The sequence below is a fragment of the Thalassobaculum sp. genome (assembly GCF_040219215.1).
In the GTDB taxonomy this organism is placed as follows: Bacteria; Pseudomonadota; Alphaproteobacteria; order Thalassobaculales; family Thalassobaculaceae; genus Thalassobaculum_A.
The window spans coordinates 1-21,927 of the sequence record NZ_JAVJSX010000012.1 but is presented as its reverse complement, the minus strand read 5'-3'; the positions used below and the strand labels follow the sequence as shown (position 1 = coordinate 21,927).

Genomic DNA, 21,927 nt, shown 5'->3' with positions numbered 1-21,927 from the left:
TGGCTTCATGACGCCCGGATCCGGGCGAGGAAGTCATGAACCTCCTTGTCCAGGGTCGAGGCGACGCTCGACAACTCACCGCACATGGCGAGCACGGCCGACGCGCTTTCGCCGGTCCGCTCCGATGCGCTGGAGACCTCGACGATGGCGCCGGAGACCTGCGAGCTGCCGGCTGCGGCTTCCTGGGTGTTCCGTGCGATCTCATTGGTCGTCGCGCTTTGTTCCTCGACGGCCGCGGCGACCGCGCCGTTCATGGAGTCGAGTTCGTTGACCGCCTCGCTGATCGCCTGGATCGCGGTGACCGCATCCCGGCTGCTCGATTGGATGTCCTCGATCTGCGATCGGATCTCGTCGGTCGCCTTGGCGGTCTGGCCGGCCAGGGATTTGACCTCGGATGCGACGACTGCGAAGCCCTTGCCGGCATCGCCGGCACGGGCAGCCTCGATGGTGGCGTTCAGCGCCAGCAGGTTGGTCTGCTCGGCAATGTCCTGGATCAGCGTGATCACGTCGCCGATGCGGGTTGCGGTTTCCGCCAGAGCCTGGACGCGGGTGTCGCCGCGTTGCGCTTCCTCGCTGGCCCGCTTGGCCATCTGGGCCGCGCGGCCGACCTGGGAGCCGATCTCGTTGACCGACGCGGCCAGTTCCTCGGCGGCGGCGGAGACCGCCTGCACGTTGGTGCTTGCCTCCTCCGATGAACTGGCGACACCGATCGCCTGCTGGCGAGCCAGTTCCGATGCTTCCGACATGCTCTCGGCCCGGCCGCGAACGTCAGTGATGAAGCCGGTCAAGCCTTGGACGACCGAGCCGACGGACTGTTCGAAGCTGGCGGCCAGTTCCTCCATCACGCGGCGCTTTTCCTCGGCGGCGTGACGGTCGGCTTCCTCTTTCTCGGTCTCGAGTCGCCGCATGCGCTGGGCGTTGTCCTTGAACACCTGAACCGTTCTGGCCATCTCGGCGATCTCATCCGAACGGTCGATCCCCGGAACTTCGACGTCCAGGTCGTCGGCGGCCAGACGTTCCATGACATCCGTCATCGAGCGGATCGGCCGGACGATGCTGCGCACCAGCGCGAAGGCGATCAGGATGGCCAGAAGGGCGGCTGCCGCGGCGCCGGTCCCGATCACGATCCGTGCGAGCCGGCCGTCGGCGTCGCGGCTGGCGGCGAAGGTCGCCACGCCATGGCCGACGACCGTTCCAACCTCCTGGGCGGCGTCGGCAACGGTGGCGGCGGCCTCGGCTTCCAACTCGATCGCTCCGATCATGGCATCGAATGATTTGCGGTAGGAGGTGATTTCATCCTTGGCGAGGTTGAGGGTGTCACGGGTCTCTTCGCCGGTCGCGATGGCCGCCAGTTGGTCGACGTCCGAAGCGAGCGCATCCAGTGCTGCGTTTACCTGCGCGCGTGCGTCTGCTTCGCCGCGACTCTGCACAACCTTGATTTCGGCCAGCGACAACGCGCGGACGTCTGCCACCATCTGAAGCGCGAGGGCGCTGGTGGCGGCCGCCTTCTCGAGGGAATCGGCGGCGGCATCGGCCCTGGCGCGTGCCTTGTTGTAGCTGTCGATCTGGAGGCGCGACACCTCGGTTGCCGCCTGGCGGATATCCTCGGAAACCGAATCCAGTTCGGCGGCTGCCTTGTCCGCCTCGGCGGTTTTCGGGGCGGCCTCGGTCAGTGCCTCGAATGCCTGCCGGTAGCCACTTGCGCCGGTCGCGACCTTGCCGGCCAAGGCTCCGTCCTCGCCGGCACCGGCGGCCTTCTTCAGTTTCAGGGCGGCCAGGAACATGCCCTTGATGGCCGTCCGGGTCTCGTCGGCCTGCTCCTTCTCATTGGTCATCCGGAACAGCGCTTCCTCGCGGCGCGCCGTCAGCATGGCTCGGATCAGCGCCTCGGCGGCCTGGGCACCGGCCAGCCGGTCGTTCTGCAAGGTAGCCGCTTCGGCACGGGCCTGGGCAACGGCACCATAGCGGGACTGCTCCGCTTCACGGATCGAACTGGCGAATTGCTCCAGGTTCAGGGCGTTGAACTCCATGTCGGCGGTAAGGCCCTCAGCCTCGTTGGCCAGCCGAACCAGTTCGGAGAACGCGCCCTCGAACCGTCCGATCGCGTCCGACAGCTTCACCACGCCGATTTCCTCAGCGGCCTGCCGGGCTTCGTGAAGGCTCGAACCGGCACGGACGACGGCACTTTCATCGCGGGTGGCGCGGAACGTCACGGCATCGCTGTTCGCCGAACCGACGCGCTCCGCGATGGCCGCCATCCGGTCGGCACCGTCCACCGACCCTGCATAGCGGTCCAGGCCAAGCCATCCGGCGAGCCCGAGAACCCCGGTCAACACCACCATCGCAGCAAAACCGGCACTGATCTTCGACCCGATCCGCATTGCGCGGTTCCTCCGTAACGTCGTTCCGTTTGTTGGTCGAATAGAAGCGCGGATAAGTTAACAAACACTTTAAGAAACTTAAGATTGTATACAGAGGATATCGCTAACTGGAATAATTGATAATGAATTTTTAAGCATTTCAATGGAATCCTCTGCTTGACGGTCGGTTGGTCAACAACGATCCGCATTAAGAATCACCAGTAAGGAGGAAGATCAGATGATTGGACGCGTGGTCAAGATAACGGCGATGGCGGCAGTGGTTATGGGGTTCACTTCGTTCGGCGCGAGCGCCAACGACTATGCACCGCAGATCACCAAGATGTTCAACGAGCAGGTCAAGCCGTGGTTGAGCGATCCGGTCGTTGTCGATGCCATCAAGGCGCAGAACACCAAGACCGCGTCGTTGAGCGACGCCGATATCGACAAGCTCGACAAGCAATGGCGTGCCGAAGCCAAGGGCGGCGGCGGTCCGCTGGTCAACGAGCTTCTGGGCAATGCACTGTCCAAGTTCCTCGCAGGCAAGAAGGCGGCGGCGAACGGCGTGTACTCCGAACTGTTCGTGATGGACGCCAAGGGTCTGAACGTCGGCCAGAGCGATGTTACCTCGGACTACATGCAGGGTGACGAAGGCAAGTGGCAGAAGACCTATCCCGTCGGACCCGATGCCATGTTCATCGACGAGGTGGAGTTCGACGAGTCGAGCAAGGCGTTCCAGTCGCAGGTCAGCGCCACGATCGTTGATCCGGCCACCGGCAAGCCGATCGGCGCCATCACCATTGGGATGAACGTCGAGAAACTCTGATCGCGCGGGTCGACTGCTGGAGTTTGGGGAGAGGATCCTCAGGCGACTGTCTACAGCTGCGATCGAGCGGGGCTGGCTTCCTGGGGAGGGCCAGCCCCGTTTCTCTTTCGGAATGCCGAAACATTGGCATTCGCGAACTTGCACGGTCTTTGGGCCGGGCGTAGGTTGCCCTTCGTCCGCAATCCGCCAGTCCACGAGGAAAGATCATGGGCATACTTGCCGAACGGCTCAGCCGCGTGAAGCCGTCGCCCACCATTGCCGTCAGCACCAAAGCCCGGGAACTCCAGGCCGCCGGCCAGGACGTGATCGGCCTGGGCGCCGGCGAGCCGGACTTCGACACTCCCCAGCACATCAAGGACGCCGCGAAATCCGCGATCGACCGGGGTGACACGAAGTATACCGCCGTCGGCGGCACGCAGGCGCTGAAGGAGGCGATCTGCGCCAAGTTCAAGCGTGACAACAACCTCGACTACAAGCCGAACCAGATCATCGTCGGCACCGGTGGCAAGCAGGTCCTGTACAACGCATTCATGGCATCGCTGAACCCGGGCGACGAAGTCATCATCCCGGCGCCGTACTGGGTCAGCTATCCGGACATGGCGATCCTTGCGGAGGGTACGCCGGTGTTCGTGGACTGCCCGCAGGAGACCGGCTTCAAGCTGCAACCGGCCGACCTGGAGAAGGCGATCACGCCGAAGACCAAGTGGCTGGTGATGAACTCGCCGTCGAACCCGACCGGGGCCGGCTACACCCGCGAGGACATGAAGAAGCTGACCGACGTATTGCTGCGGCACCCGCATGTCTGGGTGCTGACCGACGACATGTACGAGCAGCTGGTCTACGACGACTTCAAGTTCTGCACGCCGGCCGAGGTCGAGCCGGCATTGTACGACCGGACCTTGACCGTGAACGGCGTGTCGAAGGCGTACTGCATGACCGGCTGGCGGATCGGCTTTGCCGGCGGACCGGCCAACCTGATCAAGGCAATGACCGACATCCAGTCGCAATCGACCTCGAACCCGTCGTCGGTCAGCCAGGCGGCGTCGGTGGCGGCCCTGAACGGCTCGCACGACTTCATCGCCGAGCACAACGAAGTGTTCAAGCAGCGCCGCGATCTGGTGGTCTCGATGCTGAACCAGGCCAACGGCCTGAACTGCCCGACGCCGGAAGGCGCGTTCTATGTCTATCCGTCCTGCAAGGGCGTGATCGGCAAGAAGACTCCGAACGGCAAGGTCATAGGCAACGATTCCGACTTCGTGACGGCCCTGCTGGAGGCGGAGGGTGTCGCCGCGGTGCAGGGCGAGGCGTTCGGCCTGTCGCCGCACTTCCGGATCTCCTACGCAACCTCCACCGAGTTGCTGGAAGAGGCCTGCACCCGGATCCAGCGCTTCTGCGGTTCGCTGCGCTGACAGACCTGGTTCCGGAGGGTTCGGTCAAGGCCGGGCCTGACGCAGTAGCAGACGTGAAGGGGTGCCGGTTTGTCGGCACCCTTTCTTTTTATGGAAGCTTGACGGGATGACGGCGCACCCGACCACCGGATCCGGCGCCAGACTGGTTCGATGGCTGGCCGGTGGCGCCGACATTGCGTCCTCCGACACACCGTCGGCGCGTGCGTATCTGCTGAACGTCGGTAACGGTGCCTGCACGAAGCTTGCCGAGCAGGTGGCAAGCCCGGAACTGGTCCTGCCGTGGCTGCTCGGCGCGCTTGGTGCGCCGACCGGACTGGCCGGATTGCTGGTTCCGGTCAAACAGGCAGGGTCGCTGGCCCCGCAACTGCTGATGTCGGGTGCCATACGGCGGCTGGCGTATCGGAAATGGGCATGGGTTGCCGCCGGCCTGGTGCAGACCGCCGCGTTGCTGGCGATGATTCCGGCCGCATGGCTTTCTCCCGCCGCAGCGGGATGGAGCGTGGTGGGGTTGCTGCTGATTTTCAGCATTGCGAGCGGCTGCGGCTCGATTGCCTTTCAGGATGTGATGGGCAAGACCGTGGCGGAGGGCATCCGGGGACGCTTGCTGGCGAACCGGGCGGCGATCGGCGGCGCCCTCACGCTGCTGGCGGGTGCCGGGATGCGTGCGGGGCTCGGCGACGACGTGGCGGTCGGCTCGCTTCTCACCCTGGTCGGCTCGGCAGCGCTGCTCTGGGCGACCGCGGCCCTGCTGTTTGCGGGAATTCCCGAGCCGGCGGGGGAGAGGGGTGACGGCCGCAGCCCTCTTGAGGAATGGCGCCGCGGACTTCGCTTGCTGCAGGACAGGCCCGGCTTCCGCCGGTTTCTGACGGCGCGAGCGCTGCTGCTGGGAGTCGAGGTGGCGGTGCCGTTCTACGCCCTGCATGCCCACGGCCTGGTCGGCGGTGGCATCGGGGATCTCGGCTACTATGTGCTCATGGTCGGTCTCGCTGGGGTCGTGGCCAGTCCGTTCTGGGGGGCTCTTGCCGATGACTCGGCGCGCCGGGCGATGATCGCTGCCGGAGCGATCGGCGCGGCGTCGGCGGCTTTGGCCATTACCTTGCCGGTGGTCGCGGCAGGTCCCGTGCTGGCGTGGGGGTACGGGGCAGTGTTTCTTTCGCTTGGGATTGCCGTCGCCGGGGTCCGGCTTGGCCGCAAGACCTACCTGGTCAATGCGGCCCCGGAGGACGAACGGCCGTTGTACGTGGCGTTTGCCAATACCTTGGTCGGCCTGCTCGCCCTGGCCGCGGCGGGGCTGGGACTGGTCGCCGAGGTGGTGGGCGTACCCGCGACCATCGTGCTGCTGGGGGCGTTGGCGTTCGTCGCGGCGGGGGCATCCTGGATGATGCCCGAGGCGTCGCGAATGCAGGATGTCGGGTAATCAAATGCGGAGCGGCCCCGATTCGTCTTGCACGCACTGACGGGTCGGGTCGAAGATGACTGCCTCGACGCCGGTCGTCCCGGCGTTCCGACAAAGGCCCTCGGACCAGGGGCGACCACGGGACCACGTGACCCGGGACGCCCCCGCTCGAACCTCGACACGGGTGGCATCACCCGGGCGTACCGAGGGAGAAGCACATGGCAGGGGATACCAACGGCGCCACGCGATGCGCCGTGATCGTTGGACCGTACCAGTCCGGAAAGACGAGCCTGTTCGAAGCGCTGCTTGCCGCTTGTGGGGCAATCCCGCGCAAAGGCTCGATCAAGGACGGCACGACGGTCGGCGACACGGCGCCAGAAGCGCGTGCGCGCAACGCCGGCACCGAACTGAACATCGGGCATGGCCAGTATCTCGGAGACTCCTGGACCTTCATCGACACGCCGGGCAACATCGAATTCGCTCCGGAGGCGCGCTACGCCTGCATGGTGGCGGATCTGGCGATCGTAGTGGTCGATCCGGAAGCCAGTCGGGCGGCGGCAGCGGGCCCGATCCTGAAGTTCCTGGACGATCAGGACATCCCGCATGTCGTGATGATCAACAAGATGGACACCGACAACGAGCGGATCCGTGACGTGCTGGCCGCCCTGCAGGGCTATTCCGCGCGACCTCTCGTTCTGCGTCAGGTTCCGATCCGCGAGGACGAAGCGGTTACCGGCTACGTCGATCTGGTCAGCGAGCGGGCGTACAAGTACCGCAACGGCGAGCCGTCGGCGCTGATCGAACTGCCGGCGACCGTTGCCGAGCGGGAAATCGAGGCTCGCAACCAGTTGCTGGAAACCTTGGCGGATTTCGACGACGAACTGCTCGAGCAGCTTCTGGAAGAGATCGACCCTGACAAGAAGCAGGTCTATGCGCACCTGACCGAAACCATGCAGGCCGACCTGCTGGTCCCGGTCGTCCTGGGGGCGGGCGAGCGTGACCACGGTGTGCAGCGGTTGCTGAAGCTGATCCGGCACGAGGGCCCGAGTCACACCGCCACGGTCGCCCGGCGCGGCATCGCCGTCGAGGGCGAGCCGTTGGCCCAGGTGTTGCGCACCGTTCACGCGGCGCACATGGGCAAGCTGTCGTACGTTCGGATGTGGCGCGGCACCGTCAAGGACGGTGACGTGCTGAACGGGGTGCGCGTATCGGGCATCTATCGAATCCTAGGCGCCAAGCTGGACAAGGTGCCGTCGGCGTCGCAGGGCGAAGTCGTGGCGTTTGGCCGGATGGAGCCGATTCAGACTGGCGACGTCCTGACGCCGACCGGTGGCGTGCCGGAGCACGGCATCACCTGGCCGATGCCGCCGCAACCGGTGTACGCCGTGGCGGTGCGGGTGCCCGATCGCAACGACGAGGTCAAGGTATCGGGTGCGCTGGCCAAGCTGGCCGAAGAGGATCCGTCACTGCTGATCAAGCAGGATGCGGAACTGAACGAGCTGGTGCTGTGGGGGCAGGGCGACACCCATCTCAAGGTGGTCGCGGAGCGGTTGCGCAACCGCTTCAAGCTCGCTGTCGAGACCGATCGTCCAGCGGTGGCGTACCGGGAGACCATCCGGCGCTCGACCGAGCAGCATGCCCGGCACAAGAAGCAATCGGGCGGGCACGGCCAGTACGCCGACATCAAGATCAAGGTCGACGCGTTGCCACGCGGGCGTGGGTTCGAGTTTGCCGACACGATCGTCGGCGGGTCCGTGCCGAAACAGTACATCCCCGCGGTGGAGGAAGGTTCGCGGGACTACGTCAAAAAAGGCCCGCTCGGCTTCCCGGTGGTCGACATCCGGGTAACCCTGACGGACGGCGGCTTTCATTCGGTAGACAGCTCGGACATGGCGTTCAAGATCGCGGCACGCATGGCGTTGTCCGAAGCCTTGCCGAAATGCGACCCGGTCCTGCTCGAGCCGATTCATCAGGTGACCATCTCGGTGCCGTCCGATGCGACCAGCCGGGTGCACGGAATCCTGTCGAGCCGCCGCGGCCAGATCCTTGGCTTCGACGCCAAGGACGGCTGGCCGGGCTGGGATGCGGTCACGGCTTACCTGCCGGAAGCCGAGATCCACGACCTGATCCTGGAGCTGCGGGCCCAAAGCCAGGGGCTCGCCACGTTCGAATGGCGGTTCGATCATCTGTCCGAACTGACCGGGCGGCTGGCCGATCAGGTCGTCCAGCGGCGCGACGAGGTGACGGCGCGTTGAGCGGAGCGGATGCTCAAGGACGACTACCGCAGGACGAGCGATAGCGGACCTCCGGCCGGCGACGGATCTGCCGGAGGTAACGCTTCCTCACCGCGAGTTGATTTGGTGATTGGCGCGGAACCGCCTAGCTCGATAGGGACATTGGAGAGTCGAGGAGATCCGCCATGCTGATCAAGCGCCGCCGAGGATGGGAGATTCCCGAGGGCCGGAGCACGCCCGAGAGCGCCTGGCTTGATCGCCGTCGGCTGCTGAAGGGTTTGGCGGCCGGTCCGATCCTGGCCGGCGCGGGTGTCGGCCTGGCCGGGTGCATGGAGGAGGCCGAGGCCGATCAGCAGGCCGCCGCACCGGTGGCGGATCCGTCGACAGGCCTTTATCCGCCGAAGACCAACATGCGCTACCGCGGCGAGCGGCCGATGACGACCGAGGAACTCGCGACCACCTACAACAACTTCTACGAATTTGGCAGCCATAAGAACATCTGGCGGGCCTCGCAGGTCCTGCCGATCCGGCCATGGACCGTGACCTTCGACGGCATGGTCGAGGCGCCGAAGAGCGTGGCGATCGACGACCTGCTGGCGGCCATGGGACCGCTGGAGGAGCGGGTCTACCGGCACCGCTGCGTCGAGGCGTGGTCGATGACGGTGCCGTGGGCTGGCTTCCCGATGAGGCGGCTGGTCGAATACGCCAAGCCGCTCGGCTCGGCGAAGTACGTGACCATGCAGACCTTCCAGAATCCGGAGATCGCTTCTGGGCAGAAGCAGCACTGGTATCCGTGGCCCTATGTCGAGGGCCTGACGATGGCCGAAGCGACCAACGAGCTGGCGTTCATGGCGACCGGAATCTACGGCAAGCCGATGCCTCCGCAGAACGGCTCGCCGATCCGTCTGGTCACCCCATGGAAGTACGGGTTCAAGTCGGTGAAGTCGATCGTGCGCTTCACCTTCTCCGATCAGCGCCCGGTGTCGTTCTGGGAAGCGATCCAGGCCAGCGAGTACGGCTTCTGGGCGAACGTGAACCCGGGCGTCGCACATCCCCGCTGGTCGCAGGCGACGGAACAGCCGCTGGGCCAGTCCGACCGCATTCCGACACTGCTCTACAATGGCTACACGGAGTATGTGGCGGATATCTACAAGGGCATGAACAACGAACGGCTGTTCATGTGACGGCGGCTCAGAACTCGTTGCCGAACCGGTCGACGAAAACGGTGAGCGCGAGGATCATGTCGACCTCGCGTCCGTCGCTCGCCAGCGGCAGGTAGATCCGCTCAAGGCTCAGGAACTCCCGCAGATGCCAGAAGCGCGGTGTGCCCGAGCGCCATCCGGGGGTACCGTCCTGCACGACGCCCTTCATGTAGAGCCAGATGTGGCTGTCGAGGAACTCTGAGTGCACTTCGTCGAGGTAGCGACCGGTGGAGTCTCGCTCGAAGGCGCGGGCCACGCTGGTTCCGACCAAACGGTAACGCAGGCGGAGCTTGGGCTTACGTTCGACGTCGACCAGCCAGATGTTCGGCAGTAGCGCGGGGACATCGAGTGGCTCGAAATGGTAGCGGCCGGGCAATCCCGTATCGGGGTGAATCGTCTGCCAGTACTCGACCAGCGCCCGGATTTTCGGATGCAGCGTTAGGGCAAGAATCTCTTCAGCCGAGGCGCTCAGCTCCTGATTGATCGAAGGCTCTGACGGATCGGGAAGTGGCACGAAACAAGCTCCGGACTGCAGGGCACTCCCTTGGCGTGGGAACGATCGAGGTCAGAAACACTATGCCGGCTGTGGTTAACAATCCGTAACTTCCCCTACCGGGAGTGGTGCACCGGCCGGTTCCGTTCGCTAAAGTCTCGGCTGTCCGTCAATGGAGGCAGCGAATGGCACGGCTCGAAGGCAAGGTTGCAGTCATCACCGGCGCGGCGTCGGGCATTGGCCGGGCGTCGGCCAGTCTGTTCGCGCGCGAGGGCGCTACGGTGGTCCTGGCCGACCTCAAACGCGAGGCTGGCGAGGCCGCTGCCGCCGAGATCGTCGCGGCGGGTGGACGAGCCGAGTTCGTGGTCACCGACGTATCGTCCGAGACCGATGTCCAGTCGCTGATCGACGGTGCTGCCAAGCGCCACGGCCGGCTCGACGTGCTGTACAACAATGCCGGTGGCGCGACCCCGAAGGATGGCAAGGTCACCGAGATGCCGCTGGACGAGTTCTGGCGGACCATGTCGGTCGACCTGTTCGGTACGTTCCTGGGCTGCCGGTTCGCGATCCCGCACATGCAGCGTGGCGGCGGCGGTTCGATCATCAACACCACTTCGATCCGCGCGCTGACGGGGACCGCCGGGGCCGACGCCTACTCGGCCGCCAAGGGCGGGGTGCTGACCCTGACCCGGACGCTGGCCATGCAGTGGCACGTTGCCAAGATCCGGGTGAACGCGATTGGCCCGGGCGTGGTGGCGACCGATCGGGTCAAGGCTATGCTCAAGCCGGACGATCCGCTGGTGAAGAAGTCGCTGATGGGCGTGCTTGAGCCTGACGACATCGCCTACATGGCGTTGTACCTCGCTTCCGATGAGTCGCGTCGGATCACCGGTGCGATCATGCCGGCGGAAAGCGGCGCAAGCGCGTTCTAGCGGATGCGGCTGCTTGCCATTTCCGACCTGCACCTGGCGTCCGCACACAACCGTGAGGCTCTGCAGGAACTGCCGGAGCATCCCGACGACTGGCTGATTGTCGCCGGCGATGTGGCAGAGCGGCTGGAGGTGAACCACTGGGCCCTCGGGCTGCTCGCACAACGCTTTGGCCGGGTCGTCTGGGTGCCGGGGAACCACGACCTGTGGACCGTCGGTCGGGATGGGCCGGATGCCGCGCGCGGCGTGGAGCGTTACGAGCGGCTGGTCGAGATCGCCCGGTCGCACGGCGTCATCACCCCCGAGGATCCGTTTCCGGACTGGCCCGGTGCGCTGCCGGACGGCGTGAGGCGTCTGGTGATCGTGCCGCTGTTCCTGCTCTACGACTACAGCTTCCGGCCCCAGGACGTGGCGCTGTCAGATGTCGTGACCTGGGCGGACGAAGCGCACAACGTCTGTGCCGACGAGATCCATCTGGCTCCGGATCCGTTCAGCACCCGTCCGGACTGGTGCCGGGCTCGGCTGGACGAGACCCGTCATCGACTGGCGCGCGAACTGCCCGAGGATGCCCATACGGTCCTGGTGAACCATTGGCCGCTTCGCCGCGACCTGATCCGGATTCCGCGGGTTCCCAGGTTCACCCCCTGGTGCGGGACGACAGCCACCGAGGACTGGCATCGGCGCTATCGGGCGCACGCGGTCGTCTCGGGCCATTTGCACACCCGACGGACCGATGTAGTGGACGGCACCCGGTTCGAGGAGGTATCGCTCGGCTATCCTCGACAGTGGGACCGCACCCGGGGGGCGGCGGAGTATTTGCGGTTAGTCGTTTGAGAAATAATATTCGTTCAGAGTTTTAAGAAATATCAAATTTCGCCTTTAACGAGTTCAAGAGTCATAAGATTTCGTACATTTTGCTCTTCAAGCTGTATAAGTTCTTTGTTGAGGTTCAGCTTGTCGATGATTTGGCTGTTTGATGTTCTTCCATCCAATGCCGTGAACAAGGCGACGGTGTCATCATTGAAGCGCAACCGCATCTTGGAGCCGTGAACGTTGAGTGCGGCTTTGCCGTTTGAACCGAATTCATGCGGGGGCATGGCGTGCGTCCAACGCAGAACGCGACTACCAGACAATATCGGGAGCACCGCACTTTTGGACAGGTAGGCGCGATGCATATTGATATGGCAATGCCAACGCTCAGCAAACTCCGCTCGATCGCGGAAGCGTAGGGTCGAGAGCGTCGATCTCGTTAGCGGTGATTTTACGAAGTTGAGGGATTCGTACAACAGCGCTTCGAGTGGATTTTGCAAGCTGACGAAGTTTAAATCAGTTCCTTCAATAAATTCAAAAAATTCTCGAGCCGAAAGCGGGTGATCGCTTGAATTTAGAAAGCGATCTGCGAGTTGCTCTCCATATACATCCTTACTTACTGCGCCATTTAATCAAGATAGAACACCTGAGCCATCATAGCGACCAAGAGAGCTGGATGGGAGTTCCGAGAAAATATCTCTTGTCAAAGCAATAGCATCAGCGTCGACCGGACGGCTACCCACGAGATCCAAGATCATGCGCTGTACATGGTACATCCCTGTTCGGCCATACTTGGCATACGTCCATATGCCCAAGCCGCCATCGGGCCGTGTGACAGATGACAATCGGTGGAGACCTTCGACAGGACTGGGTAAATGGTGCAGAACGCCATTGCAGTTAATGTAGTCGAAAAGCCCATCCTCTTGAGGATCTAGGTCAAGTAGTGAGCGTTCTTGAATATCAACGTTATTGAGATCGAAACGACTCAATCGAGTTGCAATGATCTCGTTGGCTGCGGCGCTTTGATCCAAATGCACAACGCGACCGTTTCCGCCTATGTCCCTCAGGTACTTCGCAAAGAATAATGTTGAGTCACCTGTGCCTCCGCCTGCAACTAGTATCCTGCATTCGCCAGAAAAAATGTCGCGACCGCCAAATATCAGTGTGCAGATTGCGGATGGATTATCGCCGACCCGGTGAAACAGCTTCTTTCGATCATCCTCAATCGATCGGACCGGCATCGGATAATCACGGTATTGTTGGAGGGTTCTCTCGTACTCCGGGGGATTGGTTGGAGGCATCTGTCGTGGTTCTGTAATTGGTGTGTAATTACTTAGAGTTTATGATTTTTATTATTTTCAGTCAATGGTTTGCTGGTGGATGTGCTGACGCGTAGTGCGACATTGGGAGATCGCCTTGCCGTCTAGCGGTTCTATCGATGCTCGACGCGAAACCCGTCGAAATACAGTCGATCAAGGTCAGAAGAGCGAAAGAACCGCACGGCGTCTTCTGGGGTTTCCACGATCGGTTCGCCGGGGCCGTTGAACGAGGTGTTCATTACCGCGGGAATGCCGGTCTGCTGGTTGAACGTTTCAAGGACACGGCGAAATCCGCCGCCGTCGGGGTCGACGGTTTGAATCCGCGCGCTGCCGTCGACGTGGGTGACAGCGGGTAGCGCACGCGATCGGACGCGGGCGGTGAACAGCATGAATGGCGACGGCAGCGGCGCGCCGTCGAACCAATTGGCAGCTTCCTCTTCGAGGACCGCGGGTGCGAATGGCCGCCAAGCCTCGCGCTTCTTGATCCGGTTCACGCGCTCCCAGTTCGCCAGGTTCCTTGGATCGGCCAGGATCGACCGGTGGCCGAGCGCACGCGGCCCGATCTCGCTGCGACCCTCGAACCAGGCGACTACCGCGTCGTTGGACAGCGCGAGCCCGGCATCCGCCGCGGCGTCACCGACCGGTGTCACCACGATGTCGGAGGCCGCCTCGCGCAGCGCGTGTTCGAAGCTCTCGGGGCCGTGCCGTCGCCCGAGATACGCCGAGGTGGACGATCGGGAACCCTGTGGTTGGCGGGGAAGATCGAGAACATGATGGCTGAGATAGAGTGCCGAGCCGATGGCCAGGCCGGAATCGTCGCAAGACGGCGGAACGAACACGTTGTCGAAAGGACCTTCGCGCCAGATCCGGCTGTTTGCCGGGCAGTTCAGCGCGCAGCCACCGGACAGGACGAGGTTCAGCGTGCCCATGCTCAGCTTGCCGCACAACTCGAACAAGGTCAGCGTCGCAAAGAGGCTCTGCTCTTCGAACAGTTTCTGGGTCGACGCAGCGAGATCCTTGTTGAACCGCGTCAGTTTTTCGCCTGGATCTGGTTCGACAGCATCGTATCCGATGGCGCCGGCGACGCGGAGCGCTCGGGCCACCAGGGTCTGCGCGCTGTTCATGAATACCGTACCGCCCGCTTGGTCACCGGCCGGCAACATCAACTCGAGCCGATCGTAGGCATTGCCGACCAGGTCGGGGTCGAAGAAGCGCGGGCGGCCATAAGGCGCCAGGCCCATGAGCTTGCCGGGGGCCCCCGGACCGTCGTCGAGGCGCAGGTACCGGCCGACGCGCATGTACATGTTGCCGGAGGTCAGGAAGTTCGGCAGCAGTGGAAACAACTTGTTGCCTGCGCCGACGCAGAACAGTCCGCCGCTGTGTCCGAAACGGTTCTTGGTCATGCCGCCGTCGGTCGTGAGGATAGCAGCCGTGTTGAAGTCCGATTGATAGAAGCCGCTGGCAGCGTGCGCCGTGTGATGGGAAATCTGGATGCCGGGCACGATCCGGTGGCGGAGCCGGACCTGGACCGGAACGTGAAAGGCTCCGGTTCGAAGCCATGGCGTGATCATGCCCCGGACGGACGTTGCATCCATGCTTCTGAGGGCACGCAGGGAATGCCGGTCGTCCCAGAACGAGGGATAGATCGGAAACTCGCGAGTGCCATGAAAGTCAAAACCCGATGCGGCGGGGTCGACCGGGCGGGCAGAGAAATTCTTGTAGTCGCCGTCTCGCTGAAACCGATCGACGATCATCTCGGAGAACTGCGACCTGCTCGAGTTCAGGTAGCGTTCGAATTGAACCACGCCATTCCGTAGGGCAGGAGACACACCGACCGGCCCGGCAAGATCGGGTGCAAGATCAAACCGAAACTCATCGCTGTCATAGAACACGAACGGCCAGTTCTGCGTACCGGTGATCGACACGTAGTCGACGTCGTCGATGGTCGCCCCGGCGTCGGCCAGAGCGAGTTCGATATCGTCGATCGTCGAGATCGCTGCATGCTTGACCCGGGTGTGGCGCTCGCGTTCCACAAACGATGCGATCCGACCAGCATCGACGACGACGACCCCGGCGTCGTGCCCCATGTGAACCCCCAGAATCAGCACGCGGCGCACCTTTCGTGAATGTCGACATGCGCCTGTCGCCTACACGCCCGTGGGCTGTCGGCACAAGCACTATCGATGATCTTGAGCGGGCCGGGAGGGACCGCTGCGGCTTGACACAGGCCAGACGCCGCGACGTCGATCGGTTTGGGCGACACAGCATTCGCGGTGCGCGCGCTGTCGGACTGCATCTGCATCAGGCTAGACTCCGGTCGAAACAGGAGGATTCCAATGAAGATGCGCGCCGCCGTTTTGAGGACGATTGCTCCCGACCGGCCCTATGCCACGACCCGTCCGATCTCCGTGGAGGAAGTCGAACTCGAAGGCCCGCAGGCCGGCGAAGTGCTGGTGCAGATCGCCGGGGCCGGGTTGTGCCATTCCGACCTGTCGGTGATCGACGGCTCGCGTCCACGGCCAATACCGGTTGCGCTCGGGCACGAAGGCGCCGGCACGGTTGTCGAAGTCGGCGTCGGGGTGCGCGACATCAAGGCGGGCGACCCCGTGGTGTTCCAGTTCTCCGCCAGCTGCGGGCGATGCGAGCGTTGCCTGGAGGGGCGTCCGCAGATCTGCATCGCCCACGGTGCAGCCCGGGCCAAGGGCGAATTGATGGGCGGCGGCAAGCGGTTGCGCGACGCGAAGGGCGAGCCGATCAGCCACCAGTCCGGGGTGTCGTGCTTCGCCGAGTACGCGGTGGTCGACCGAGGCTCGGTTGTTCGGGTCGACGGCGACGTCCCGCTGGCCATGGCGGCGGTCTTCGGCTGCGCGGTGATGACCGGGGTCGGCGCCGCGCTGAACACCGCCGGAATCCGGCCGGGGCAGAAGGTTGCAGTGATCGGGCTCGGCGGGGTTGGTCTGTCGGGCCTGCTGGGCGCGAAGCTCGCCGGGCCGTCGATCCTGATCGCGGTCGACGTCAATCCGGCCAAGCTCGGCCTCGCCCGCCAGCTCGGTGCCGACCACGCGATCGACGCCCGCGAACCCGATCATCTCGACCAGATTCGCGACCTGACCGGCGGCGGCGTGGATGTCGCGATCGAACTCGCCGGTTCGGTCAAGGCATTGGAGACCGGCTACGGCATCCTGCGCACCGGCGGGACCCTGGTGACCGCCGGGCTGGCGCCGGCCGGGGCCACGCTGGCGGTGCACGCCGCGGACCTGGTGACTCGCGAGATCACCGTGAAGGGCAGCTACATGGGGTCGTGCGTGCCGGTTCGCGACATCCCGCGTTTCATCGAGGCCTTCCGCCAGGGCCGACTGCCGATCGACCGTCTGGTCGGCGACCACATCGGCTTCGACGCGATCAACCATGGCTTCGACCGGCTGGCCGACGGGGAGGTGGTGCGCCAGATCCTGGTGCCGAATGGGTAACATCGACGGTACGACCGTCAGCGGGTCAGTTGCGCGCCGATGTCGCCTCGACCACCGCTGAGAGGTCGCCGTAGACGTCGAACACGGTCTCGGCGTTCGTGTAGTCGCGGGTGGCGGCAACGCCCAGTACCTTTCCGGCGACCAGGACGGACTGGCGCAGCTGCAGGCGAGGGACCGGCGGGCCGGACGGTCCGGCGACGCTGAGCACGGTCGCCAGGACCGGTCCGAACCGATCGCGGTGCACGATCCCGAGTTCCTGTTGGCCGCCGGCCGGCAGGGTTGGCCAGATCCGGTCGATGTCGGCGGCCAGCCGGTTGATGTCGGCCCGGTAGTCCTGGGTCTTGAGGTCGTCCAACGCCTTGGTGATGGCGTCGGCCAGGGCCGCCTGGTCGAACGCGAACACCGGCTCCAGGTGGGCATCGGCGATCATCACATAGCCGAAGCGCGACACAGTGGACGGCGTACCGGTTCGCCAGCCTTCAAGCGTGCCGCAGTCGGCGAACGCAACCAGCAATACGACCTTGCCGCCGAGCCCGGCCGCCACCTGATCGATCAGGTGGCGGTCGCCGGGTTGTTCGGCGTCGAAGAAGCAGTCGCCATCGGCCAGCGCCACCTTCAGCTCGTGGCTGCCGATCGCGACGACCCGTTCCTCGCGGGCTTCGGCCGGCGACGTGAATGCGAGCGCCAGCGCAACGGCCAGCGATGGCGGAAGGTGGTGGATCCGCACGATTCCGCGGCTACTCGCCGAGGGATTCGGTGACGATGCAGGAAAACATCGGCCGGGCCGGCTCGGCTGACAGGTTCTGTTGATGGTTCAGAATGAAGGCCAGATCGACAGCCTTGTAGGCTTCGACCTGCAGGGCGGCGGCCTGCTCGAAACATAGCTTCGCCGTAGGGAACGTGATTCCGCTCTCGACAACCTGATTGCCAATCAGCGTCACCAGCATCCAGACAATTTTCATAGCCCGTCTCCTAGAATCGGACCCATGCACATTAGCAGGGCGGTCATCGGGTTTCACGTCGCGGTACATGGCCGATGACGGTTCTTTGCCGACCGTTGCACGGCAGCATCGGTTTTCACCGATCTGCGCATAATCGGGTTGCTACGATTGTTCCGATCGACGCGCAGGCGGCATCTGACGCTGGTGTTTGCGTGGGTTTGCGAGGAAGTGCGGGCAGCAACTGATTGATTCAACACAATCGATGCTGCGCACAACGGTTCATTGCGTTAATCTAGGTTGGAAAATCTTAGGCGCGTTGCAGAATGAACTCAGTATTCCACTTGTTGTATGTCAGTACCGCCAGGCAGCTTCTTGATGCTGAAGCCCTGGAAGAGTTGCTGGTTCAGGCAAGGGAGCGCAACGAGCGCCTGGGAATCACCGGGATGCTGATCTATGGCGCCGGAAATTTCATCCAGGCGCTGGAAGGTCCGCAGCAGGCGGTGTCGGATGTCTACGCGTCCATCCAGCGGGACCAGCGCTATCAGCACGTCATCACGTTGGTTGAGTTCGACGATGACGTGCGCGATTTCCCGGGCTGGTGGATGGCCTACGCCCATGAACCGCACCCCGAGAAAATCAGGGGTTGCATCAATCTTCTGAAGAGCCAGCAGGAAGCTACCGACAAACTCGCCGACGATCGGTTCGTCCGACGGTTGCTGCTCAACTTTCTGAACACGAACCGATAGGTGGCGGCCCGCCTGCGCTCGTTGATCCGCGCTAGCTTCCGTTCATCACCACGATGTTGCGGGACAGCCGTTCGAGGGTCTCCCGGCTGTCGATCGGCTGCAGCCGTTGATGGTCGATGCGGCGAAGTACGTCGTTGCGTTCCGGCGGCACAGCCAGGGCCATGATCGAGGTGTAGTTGGCGACGCCGTCGATCGGCACGCCCTTCGGGTTGGGCGCGCGCAGGTTGGTGCCGCGGAACCGCCACAAGGAGTAGCCCGCAGCCAGGAACCCGTCGACCCACGGGCTGGCGGCATTCGGGCGGTCGCATTCCAGGCTCAGGATCGGCCGGCAGCGGGCGATGGTCGCCGCGGCCCCACGCAGCACCGCTTCCTCGGCACCCTCGACGTCGATCTTGATCAGGTCGCAACGCGCCAGTTCGAACCCGTCGAGGGTCAGCACCGGGGTCGGTGCCATGCCGCCGTACTCCGGCATGATTCGAGAGGTTACCCCGATCGTGCCGAAGTTCACCTTGCGGCCCTCGGGCAGGGTGCGAACGTCGGCAAACTGTCCGGCACCCTCGACCTCCGACACGATGGCCCGGTGCGCCTCCACTCGGTCCAGGCCGTGCCGGGCCAGGTTGCGCGTCAGGATGCCGAAGATCAGTGGCTGCGGCTCGAACGCCAGCACCCGTCCCGTCTCACCTACCGCCTGGCCCATGGCGATCGAGAACACCCCGATGTTCGCCCCGACGTCGACCGCCAGATCCCCCGGCTGCAGCAGCGCCTGGTACAGGTCGAACTCTTGGCCGCTGTACTCCCCGGTGATCTCGATTGCCGGCCGGATGTAGCGATCCGGCACCGGCACCTCGATGGTCCCCAAGCGCCACGGCAGTTCGATGGTCTCGATCATGACTTGCTTCGGCCGAACACGGTTGACGGGTGGTCGCGGCAGTTCGCAACGGTGGAGTGCGTCGGGCTCGTCGACGTCGAACGAGCACCCAGGGTAGCCTGCATGAGCTTACCTTGGTGTCCGTCAATCCGACAGTAAGGTAGATCCCTCGTTCGATCGGGATCTGAAGCTCTCGATCTGCGCCGCCACCGGGCAGGGCGCGGTTCTGGTCGACCGACTTGATCCCCTGCCGGGCAGCGACGGACTCAACGTTACCGCCGGCCTGCTCGGAGCCGGGTTCGCCACCTACCCCCCGCTCACCAAGGTGGGTTTCAACCCTATGGTCGCCGAGCCGTACCGCGCCCAGATCGCAGTGACGCGGGCAGCGTCTCGGGCGGATCCGGAAGTCGGGATCTTCGAGTATGCGGGGCCCAGCGCGCATGAGCACGGGGAGGTCGCCGACGACCTGTCCGTCTACCTTCGGCCGGTCAGCCTGTTCACGCCCTTTCCCGGCAAGACTGCGCCCGGGAGCGGCCTGTCGCTGGCAACCGCGCTGACCACGGTGGCCGATCCGGACACGCCGATTACCGCTCTGGTGGCGGCACTCGACCCGGCCTGGCAGACGGTCTCGTACTACGATATCGGGGGCGTGCTGGTGACCAAGCCCTGGGCGGTTCGGCCACAGCCGTCACCCTGAGACCTGCTGGCGTCGCTACGCTGGCTCTACGAGTCTGCCACCGCGACCTGGACCGGGCCCCGGTGCGGGTCCGAGACGTGTCGGAGTTCGCTGGCCGCCTGGCGGATGACCTGACCGGCGCCCCACAGCGCCAGAACGGCCATGACCGCCGCGACGATGATGTCCGGCCAACCCGTGCCGGTGCCGAACACGCCGAACGCGGCCGCCATGACCGCGACGTTGCCGATGACGTCGTTGCGACTGCAGATCCAGACGGACCGCATGTTCGCATCACCCGACCTGAAACCGGTCAGCAACAGCAGGCACCCGACGTTCAGCAGCAGGGCAGCGGCGCCGACCCCGCCCATGATCCCCGCTTCCGGCACGGCGCCTTGCCATGCGTACCAGAGCGTGCTGCCGACGACCCAAAGGCCGAACACGCCCATCGACACGCCTTTTGCGAGGGCGGCCCAGGCCCGCCAGCGCAGGGCCATGCCGAACACCAGAAGACTGACCGCGTAGTTGCCGGCGTCGGCCAGGAAGTCGAGGGCATCGGCCTGCAGCGCGGCCGATCCGGCAGTGAGTCCGGCGACGATCTCGCCGATGAATCCGGCCGCGTTGATGCCGAGCACGATCCAGAGGATCCGCCGGTGCTTCGGATCGGACGTTGGATTGGCAGGCATGCTCGCGCAGCAGGAGGCGCTCATATCGGACTCCTTTTCGCAGCGGACTGCAAGGTCGATCCAGCAGGGAACCCGGGCATCCGCCGAGGAGGCTTATGGGGCGAGACACGGTGGTGTTTGGGTCAGCGATGGGCCGGACCGGCCACCCTGCAGTCCACCGAAGCGTATCGTGGACCAGAAGTGTCCGCAAACCCCGCCCTGGACAAAAAAATGGCCCGGAAGCACTGGGCTTCCGGGCAAGTTGAACAGGGAGGCTTCACGTCTGGGAGACGTAGGACCCCGGAGGGCCCTGCTCTGAGCGGGGGGCTCAGAGGAGATGTTGCAACGCAACATCCACACAATATGAGAAATAGGTTGCGTAAGCCTTAACGACCATTCCCAAATCGGCAGCCCCGATATGCGTCTGACGCATAGCTCTCGATGCTGAATCGCAAGGGCAGCCTGCAAGCCGCCTAGAACTGCGATTTAGCGACCTCCTGAATCAGGAAGTCGCGCAGCACGGTGATCCGCTTGGAGTGTCGAAGTTCTTCCGGATACACGAAGTAGGCAGGCACCTGCGGGCCTTCAAGGTCCGGAACGACGCGGATCAGGTTCACGTCCTCGCGCGCCATGTAGTCGGGCAGGGCGGCGATGCCGATGCCGGTCTGCACCGCCCGGTACATGCCGAAGTAGTTGTTGACCCGCAGGACCGACGCCGGCCGGCCGCGCGGCCCGGAGGCGACGTCCAGCAGCCAGTTGACGTTCGGGAACGGTGGATGCGCGGTCTCGCCGTAGATGATCAGCCGATGCGCCGCCAGATCGGCCGGGGTGCGCGGCACGCCCGCCGCCTTCAGGTAGGACGGCGCGGCGTACAGGTGGAACTTGATGGTCTTCAGGTGGCGCTGGATCAGGTCGGGCTGGCGCGGTGGGGTCAGGCGCAGCGCCACGTCGGCCTGGCGCATCGACAGGTCGAGCTCGGAATCGTTCAGGATCAGGGTCAGGCTGATTTCCGGGTACAGCTCCAGGAACGCCCCGACCCGCGGTGCCAGCCAGTTCGAACCGAGCGCCACGGTGGTGGTCAGGCGCAACGGTCCCTTCGGGCGATCCTTGCCCTCGGCCAGGATGGCCTCGGTGGTGGCGAGCTTGGCGAACACATCGCGCGCGGTCTGGAACAGGATCTCGCCCTGTTCGGTCAGGATCAGGCCGCGGGCATGCCGGTGGAACAGCGGCACCCGCAGGCTCTCCTCCAGATGGCTGATCTGACGGCTGACGGCCGACTGGCTCAGATTCAGCGTATCGCCCGCGTGCGTGAAACTGCCGGCCTCCGCGACCGCATGAAATACCCGCAGCTTGTCCCAGTCCATGACCCGCCCGCCGATCCTCGCGCGCCGAAGCGCTGCGACCGATTATCTCTACACGAGAGAGGCCGCCGGGTTAACCCTTGCGTCCACGCAACCGGCTCACTCGGCGGCCTCTCTCGTGTAGAGATAATCGGTCGCAGCGCTTCGGCGCGCGAGGATCGGAGGGCGGGTCATGGACTGGGACAAGCTGCGGGTATTTCATGCGGTCGCGGAGGCCGGCAGTTTCAC

Annotated in this window: 20 protein-coding genes; 10 read left to right on the top strand and 10 right to left on the bottom strand. The window is 64.3% G+C overall.

Annotated elements, in window-relative coordinates:
- Positions 1-5: 5 nt before the first annotated feature.
- Positions 6-2,381 (bottom strand): methyl-accepting chemotaxis protein, encoded by a 2,376-nt coding sequence (locus RIC54_RS11095; protein WP_350096967.1) that lies wholly within the window; start codon positions 2,379-2,381, stop codon positions 6-8.
- A gap of 217 nt (positions 2,382-2,598) precedes the next feature.
- On the opposite strand from RIC54_RS11095, the gene RIC54_RS11090 reads away from it, so the two are divergent.
- The 5 genes from RIC54_RS11090 to msrP all read left to right on the top strand — a co-directional run bounded on the left by RIC54_RS11090 (position 2,599) and on the right by msrP (position 9,406).
- A complete protein-coding gene (locus RIC54_RS11090; protein WP_350096965.1) occupies positions 2,599-3,183 on the top strand; it encodes a hypothetical protein in 585 nt (194 codons plus the stop codon).
- Positions 3,184-3,389: 206 nt separating this feature from the next.
- The gene (locus tag RIC54_RS11085) at positions 3,390-4,592 is read left to right on the top strand and encodes a pyridoxal phosphate-dependent aminotransferase (RefSeq protein ID WP_350096963.1); all 1,203 of its coding nucleotides are present in this window, start codon (positions 3,390-3,392) and stop codon (positions 4,590-4,592) included.
- Positions 4,593-4,698: 106 nt separating this feature from the next.
- Positions 4,699-6,009: an MFS transporter gene (locus tag RIC54_RS11080; protein ID WP_350096961.1), complete on the top strand. Its 1,311-nt coding sequence runs from the start codon at positions 4,699-4,701 to the stop codon at positions 6,007-6,009.
- Positions 6,010-6,206: 197 nt separating this feature from the next.
- Complete coding sequence (locus tag RIC54_RS11075) at positions 6,207-8,243, top strand: elongation factor G (protein WP_350096959.1); 2,037 nt, start codon at positions 6,207-6,209, stop codon at positions 8,241-8,243.
- A 164-nt stretch (positions 8,244-8,407) separates the two neighbouring features.
- Positions 8,408-9,406 (top strand): protein-methionine-sulfoxide reductase catalytic subunit MsrP, encoded by a 999-nt coding sequence (gene msrP, locus RIC54_RS11070; protein ID WP_350096957.1) that lies wholly within the window; start codon positions 8,408-8,410, stop codon positions 9,404-9,406.
- Positions 9,407-9,413: 7 nt separating this feature from the next.
- Here the strand turns inward: msrP and RIC54_RS11065 are convergent, their stop codons facing one another.
- Positions 9,414-9,938: a PAS domain-containing protein gene (locus RIC54_RS11065; RefSeq protein WP_350096955.1), complete on the bottom strand. Its 525-nt coding sequence runs from the start codon at positions 9,936-9,938 to the stop codon at positions 9,414-9,416.
- Between the two features lie 164 nt (positions 9,939-10,102).
- On the opposite strand from RIC54_RS11065, the gene RIC54_RS11060 reads away from it, so the two are divergent.
- Complete coding sequence (locus RIC54_RS11060) at positions 10,103-10,849, top strand: SDR family NAD(P)-dependent oxidoreductase (protein WP_350096953.1); 747 nt, start codon at positions 10,103-10,105, stop codon at positions 10,847-10,849.
- A gap of 3 nt (positions 10,850-10,852) precedes the next feature.
- Positions 10,853-11,680, top strand: coding sequence for a metallophosphoesterase family protein (locus RIC54_RS11055; RefSeq protein WP_350096951.1), 828 nt, complete (start codon positions 10,853-10,855; stop codon positions 11,678-11,680).
- A gap of 32 nt (positions 11,681-11,712) precedes the next feature.
- Here RIC54_RS11055 and RIC54_RS11050 read toward each other — a convergent pair whose 3' ends face one another.
- From RIC54_RS11050 to RIC54_RS11040, 3 genes are all read right to left on the bottom strand, one after another.
- Entirely contained in the window at positions 11,713-12,132 is a 420-nt protein-coding gene (locus RIC54_RS11050; RefSeq protein WP_350096949.1) for a hypothetical protein, read from the bottom strand.
- Positions 12,133-12,288: 156 nt separating this feature from the next.
- Positions 12,289-12,897: a class I SAM-dependent methyltransferase gene (locus RIC54_RS11045; protein WP_350096947.1), complete on the bottom strand. Its 609-nt coding sequence runs from the start codon at positions 12,895-12,897 to the stop codon at positions 12,289-12,291.
- Positions 12,898-13,088: 191 nt separating this feature from the next.
- A complete protein-coding gene (locus tag RIC54_RS11040) occupies positions 13,089-15,083 on the bottom strand; it encodes a carbamoyltransferase C-terminal domain-containing protein (RefSeq protein WP_350096945.1) in 1,995 nt (664 codons plus the stop codon).
- A gap of 228 nt (positions 15,084-15,311) precedes the next feature.
- On the opposite strand from RIC54_RS11040, the gene RIC54_RS11035 reads away from it, so the two are divergent.
- A complete protein-coding gene (locus tag RIC54_RS11035) occupies positions 15,312-16,445 on the top strand; it encodes a zinc-binding dehydrogenase (RefSeq protein WP_350096943.1) in 1,134 nt (377 codons plus the stop codon).
- A gap of 25 nt (positions 16,446-16,470) precedes the next feature.
- Here the strand turns inward: RIC54_RS11035 and RIC54_RS11030 are convergent, their stop codons facing one another.
- Together RIC54_RS11030 and RIC54_RS11025 are read right to left on the bottom strand one after the other, a co-directional pair.
- Complete coding sequence (locus RIC54_RS11030; protein ID WP_350096941.1) at positions 16,471-17,172, bottom strand: hypothetical protein; 702 nt, start codon at positions 17,170-17,172, stop codon at positions 16,471-16,473.
- 10 nt (positions 17,173-17,182) lie between these two features.
- Positions 17,183-17,407, bottom strand: a complete 225-nt coding sequence (locus tag RIC54_RS11025; RefSeq protein WP_350096939.1) for a hypothetical protein — start codon at positions 17,405-17,407, stop codon at positions 17,183-17,185.
- Positions 17,408-17,709: 302 nt separating this feature from the next.
- Between RIC54_RS11025 and RIC54_RS11020 the strand changes: the two genes are divergently transcribed.
- The gene (locus tag RIC54_RS11020) at positions 17,710-18,132 is read left to right on the top strand and encodes a BLUF domain-containing protein (protein WP_350096937.1); all 423 of its coding nucleotides are present in this window, start codon (positions 17,710-17,712) and stop codon (positions 18,130-18,132) included.
- Positions 18,133-18,163: 31 nt separating this feature from the next.
- Here RIC54_RS11020 and RIC54_RS11015 read toward each other — a convergent pair whose 3' ends face one another.
- Complete coding sequence (locus tag RIC54_RS11015; protein WP_350096935.1) at positions 18,164-19,021, bottom strand: FkbM family methyltransferase; 858 nt, start codon at positions 19,019-19,021, stop codon at positions 18,164-18,166.
- A gap of 304 nt (positions 19,022-19,325) precedes the next feature.
- Between RIC54_RS11015 and RIC54_RS11010 the strand changes: the two genes are divergently transcribed.
- Positions 19,326-19,697, top strand: a complete 372-nt coding sequence (locus RIC54_RS11010; RefSeq protein ID WP_350151023.1) for a hypothetical protein — start codon at positions 19,326-19,328, stop codon at positions 19,695-19,697.
- A gap of 26 nt (positions 19,698-19,723) precedes the next feature.
- Here RIC54_RS11010 and RIC54_RS11005 read toward each other — a convergent pair whose 3' ends face one another.
- Positions 19,724-20,383: a cation efflux transmembrane domain-containing protein gene (locus tag RIC54_RS11005; protein ID WP_350096931.1), complete on the bottom strand. Its 660-nt coding sequence runs from the start codon at positions 20,381-20,383 to the stop codon at positions 19,724-19,726.
- Positions 20,384-20,811: 428 nt separating this feature from the next.
- Entirely contained in the window at positions 20,812-21,702 is an 891-nt protein-coding gene (locus RIC54_RS11000; RefSeq protein ID WP_350096929.1) for a LysR family transcriptional regulator, read from the bottom strand.
- Positions 21,703-21,927: the final 225 nt, after the last annotated feature.

Coding starts and splice junctions, on each gene's coding strand:
- RIC54_RS11095 (WP_350096967.1), bottom strand. CDS start 2,381: ATGCGGATCGGGTCGAAGATCAGTGCCGGTTTTGCTGCGATGGTGGTG.
- RIC54_RS11090 (WP_350096965.1), top strand. CDS start 2,599: ATGATTGGACGCGTGGTCAAGATAACGGCGATGGCGGCAGTGGTTATG.
- RIC54_RS11085 (WP_350096963.1), top strand. CDS start 3,390: ATGGGCATACTTGCCGAACGGCTCAGCCGCGTGAAGCCGTCGCCCACC.
- RIC54_RS11080 (WP_350096961.1), top strand. CDS start 4,699: ATGACGGCGCACCCGACCACCGGATCCGGCGCCAGACTGGTTCGATGG.
- RIC54_RS11075 (WP_350096959.1), top strand. CDS start 6,207: ATGGCAGGGGATACCAACGGCGCCACGCGATGCGCCGTGATCGTTGGA.
- msrP (WP_350096957.1), top strand. CDS start 8,408: ATGCTGATCAAGCGCCGCCGAGGATGGGAGATTCCCGAGGGCCGGAGC.
- RIC54_RS11060 (WP_350096953.1), top strand. CDS start 10,103: ATGGCACGGCTCGAAGGCAAGGTTGCAGTCATCACCGGCGCGGCGTCG.
- RIC54_RS11055 (WP_350096951.1), top strand. CDS start 10,853: ATGCGGCTGCTTGCCATTTCCGACCTGCACCTGGCGTCCGCACACAAC.
- RIC54_RS11045 (WP_350096947.1), bottom strand. CDS start 12,897: ATGCCGGTCCGATCGATTGAGGATGATCGAAAGAAGCTGTTTCACCGG.
- RIC54_RS11035 (WP_350096943.1), top strand. CDS start 15,312: ATGAAGATGCGCGCCGCCGTTTTGAGGACGATTGCTCCCGACCGGCCC.
- RIC54_RS11025 (WP_350096939.1), bottom strand. CDS start 17,407: ATGAAAATTGTCTGGATGCTGGTGACGCTGATTGGCAATCAGGTTGTC.
- RIC54_RS11020 (WP_350096937.1), top strand. CDS start 17,710: ATGAACTCAGTATTCCACTTGTTGTATGTCAGTACCGCCAGGCAGCTT.
- RIC54_RS11015 (WP_350096935.1), bottom strand. CDS start 19,021: ATGATCGAGACCATCGAACTGCCGTGGCGCTTGGGGACCATCGAGGTG.
- RIC54_RS11005 (WP_350096931.1), bottom strand. CDS start 20,383: ATGAGCGCCTCCTGCTGCGCGAGCATGCCTGCCAATCCAACGTCCGAT.
- RIC54_RS11000 (WP_350096929.1), bottom strand. CDS start 21,702: ATGGACTGGGACAAGCTGCGGGTATTTCATGCGGTCGCGGAGGCCGGC.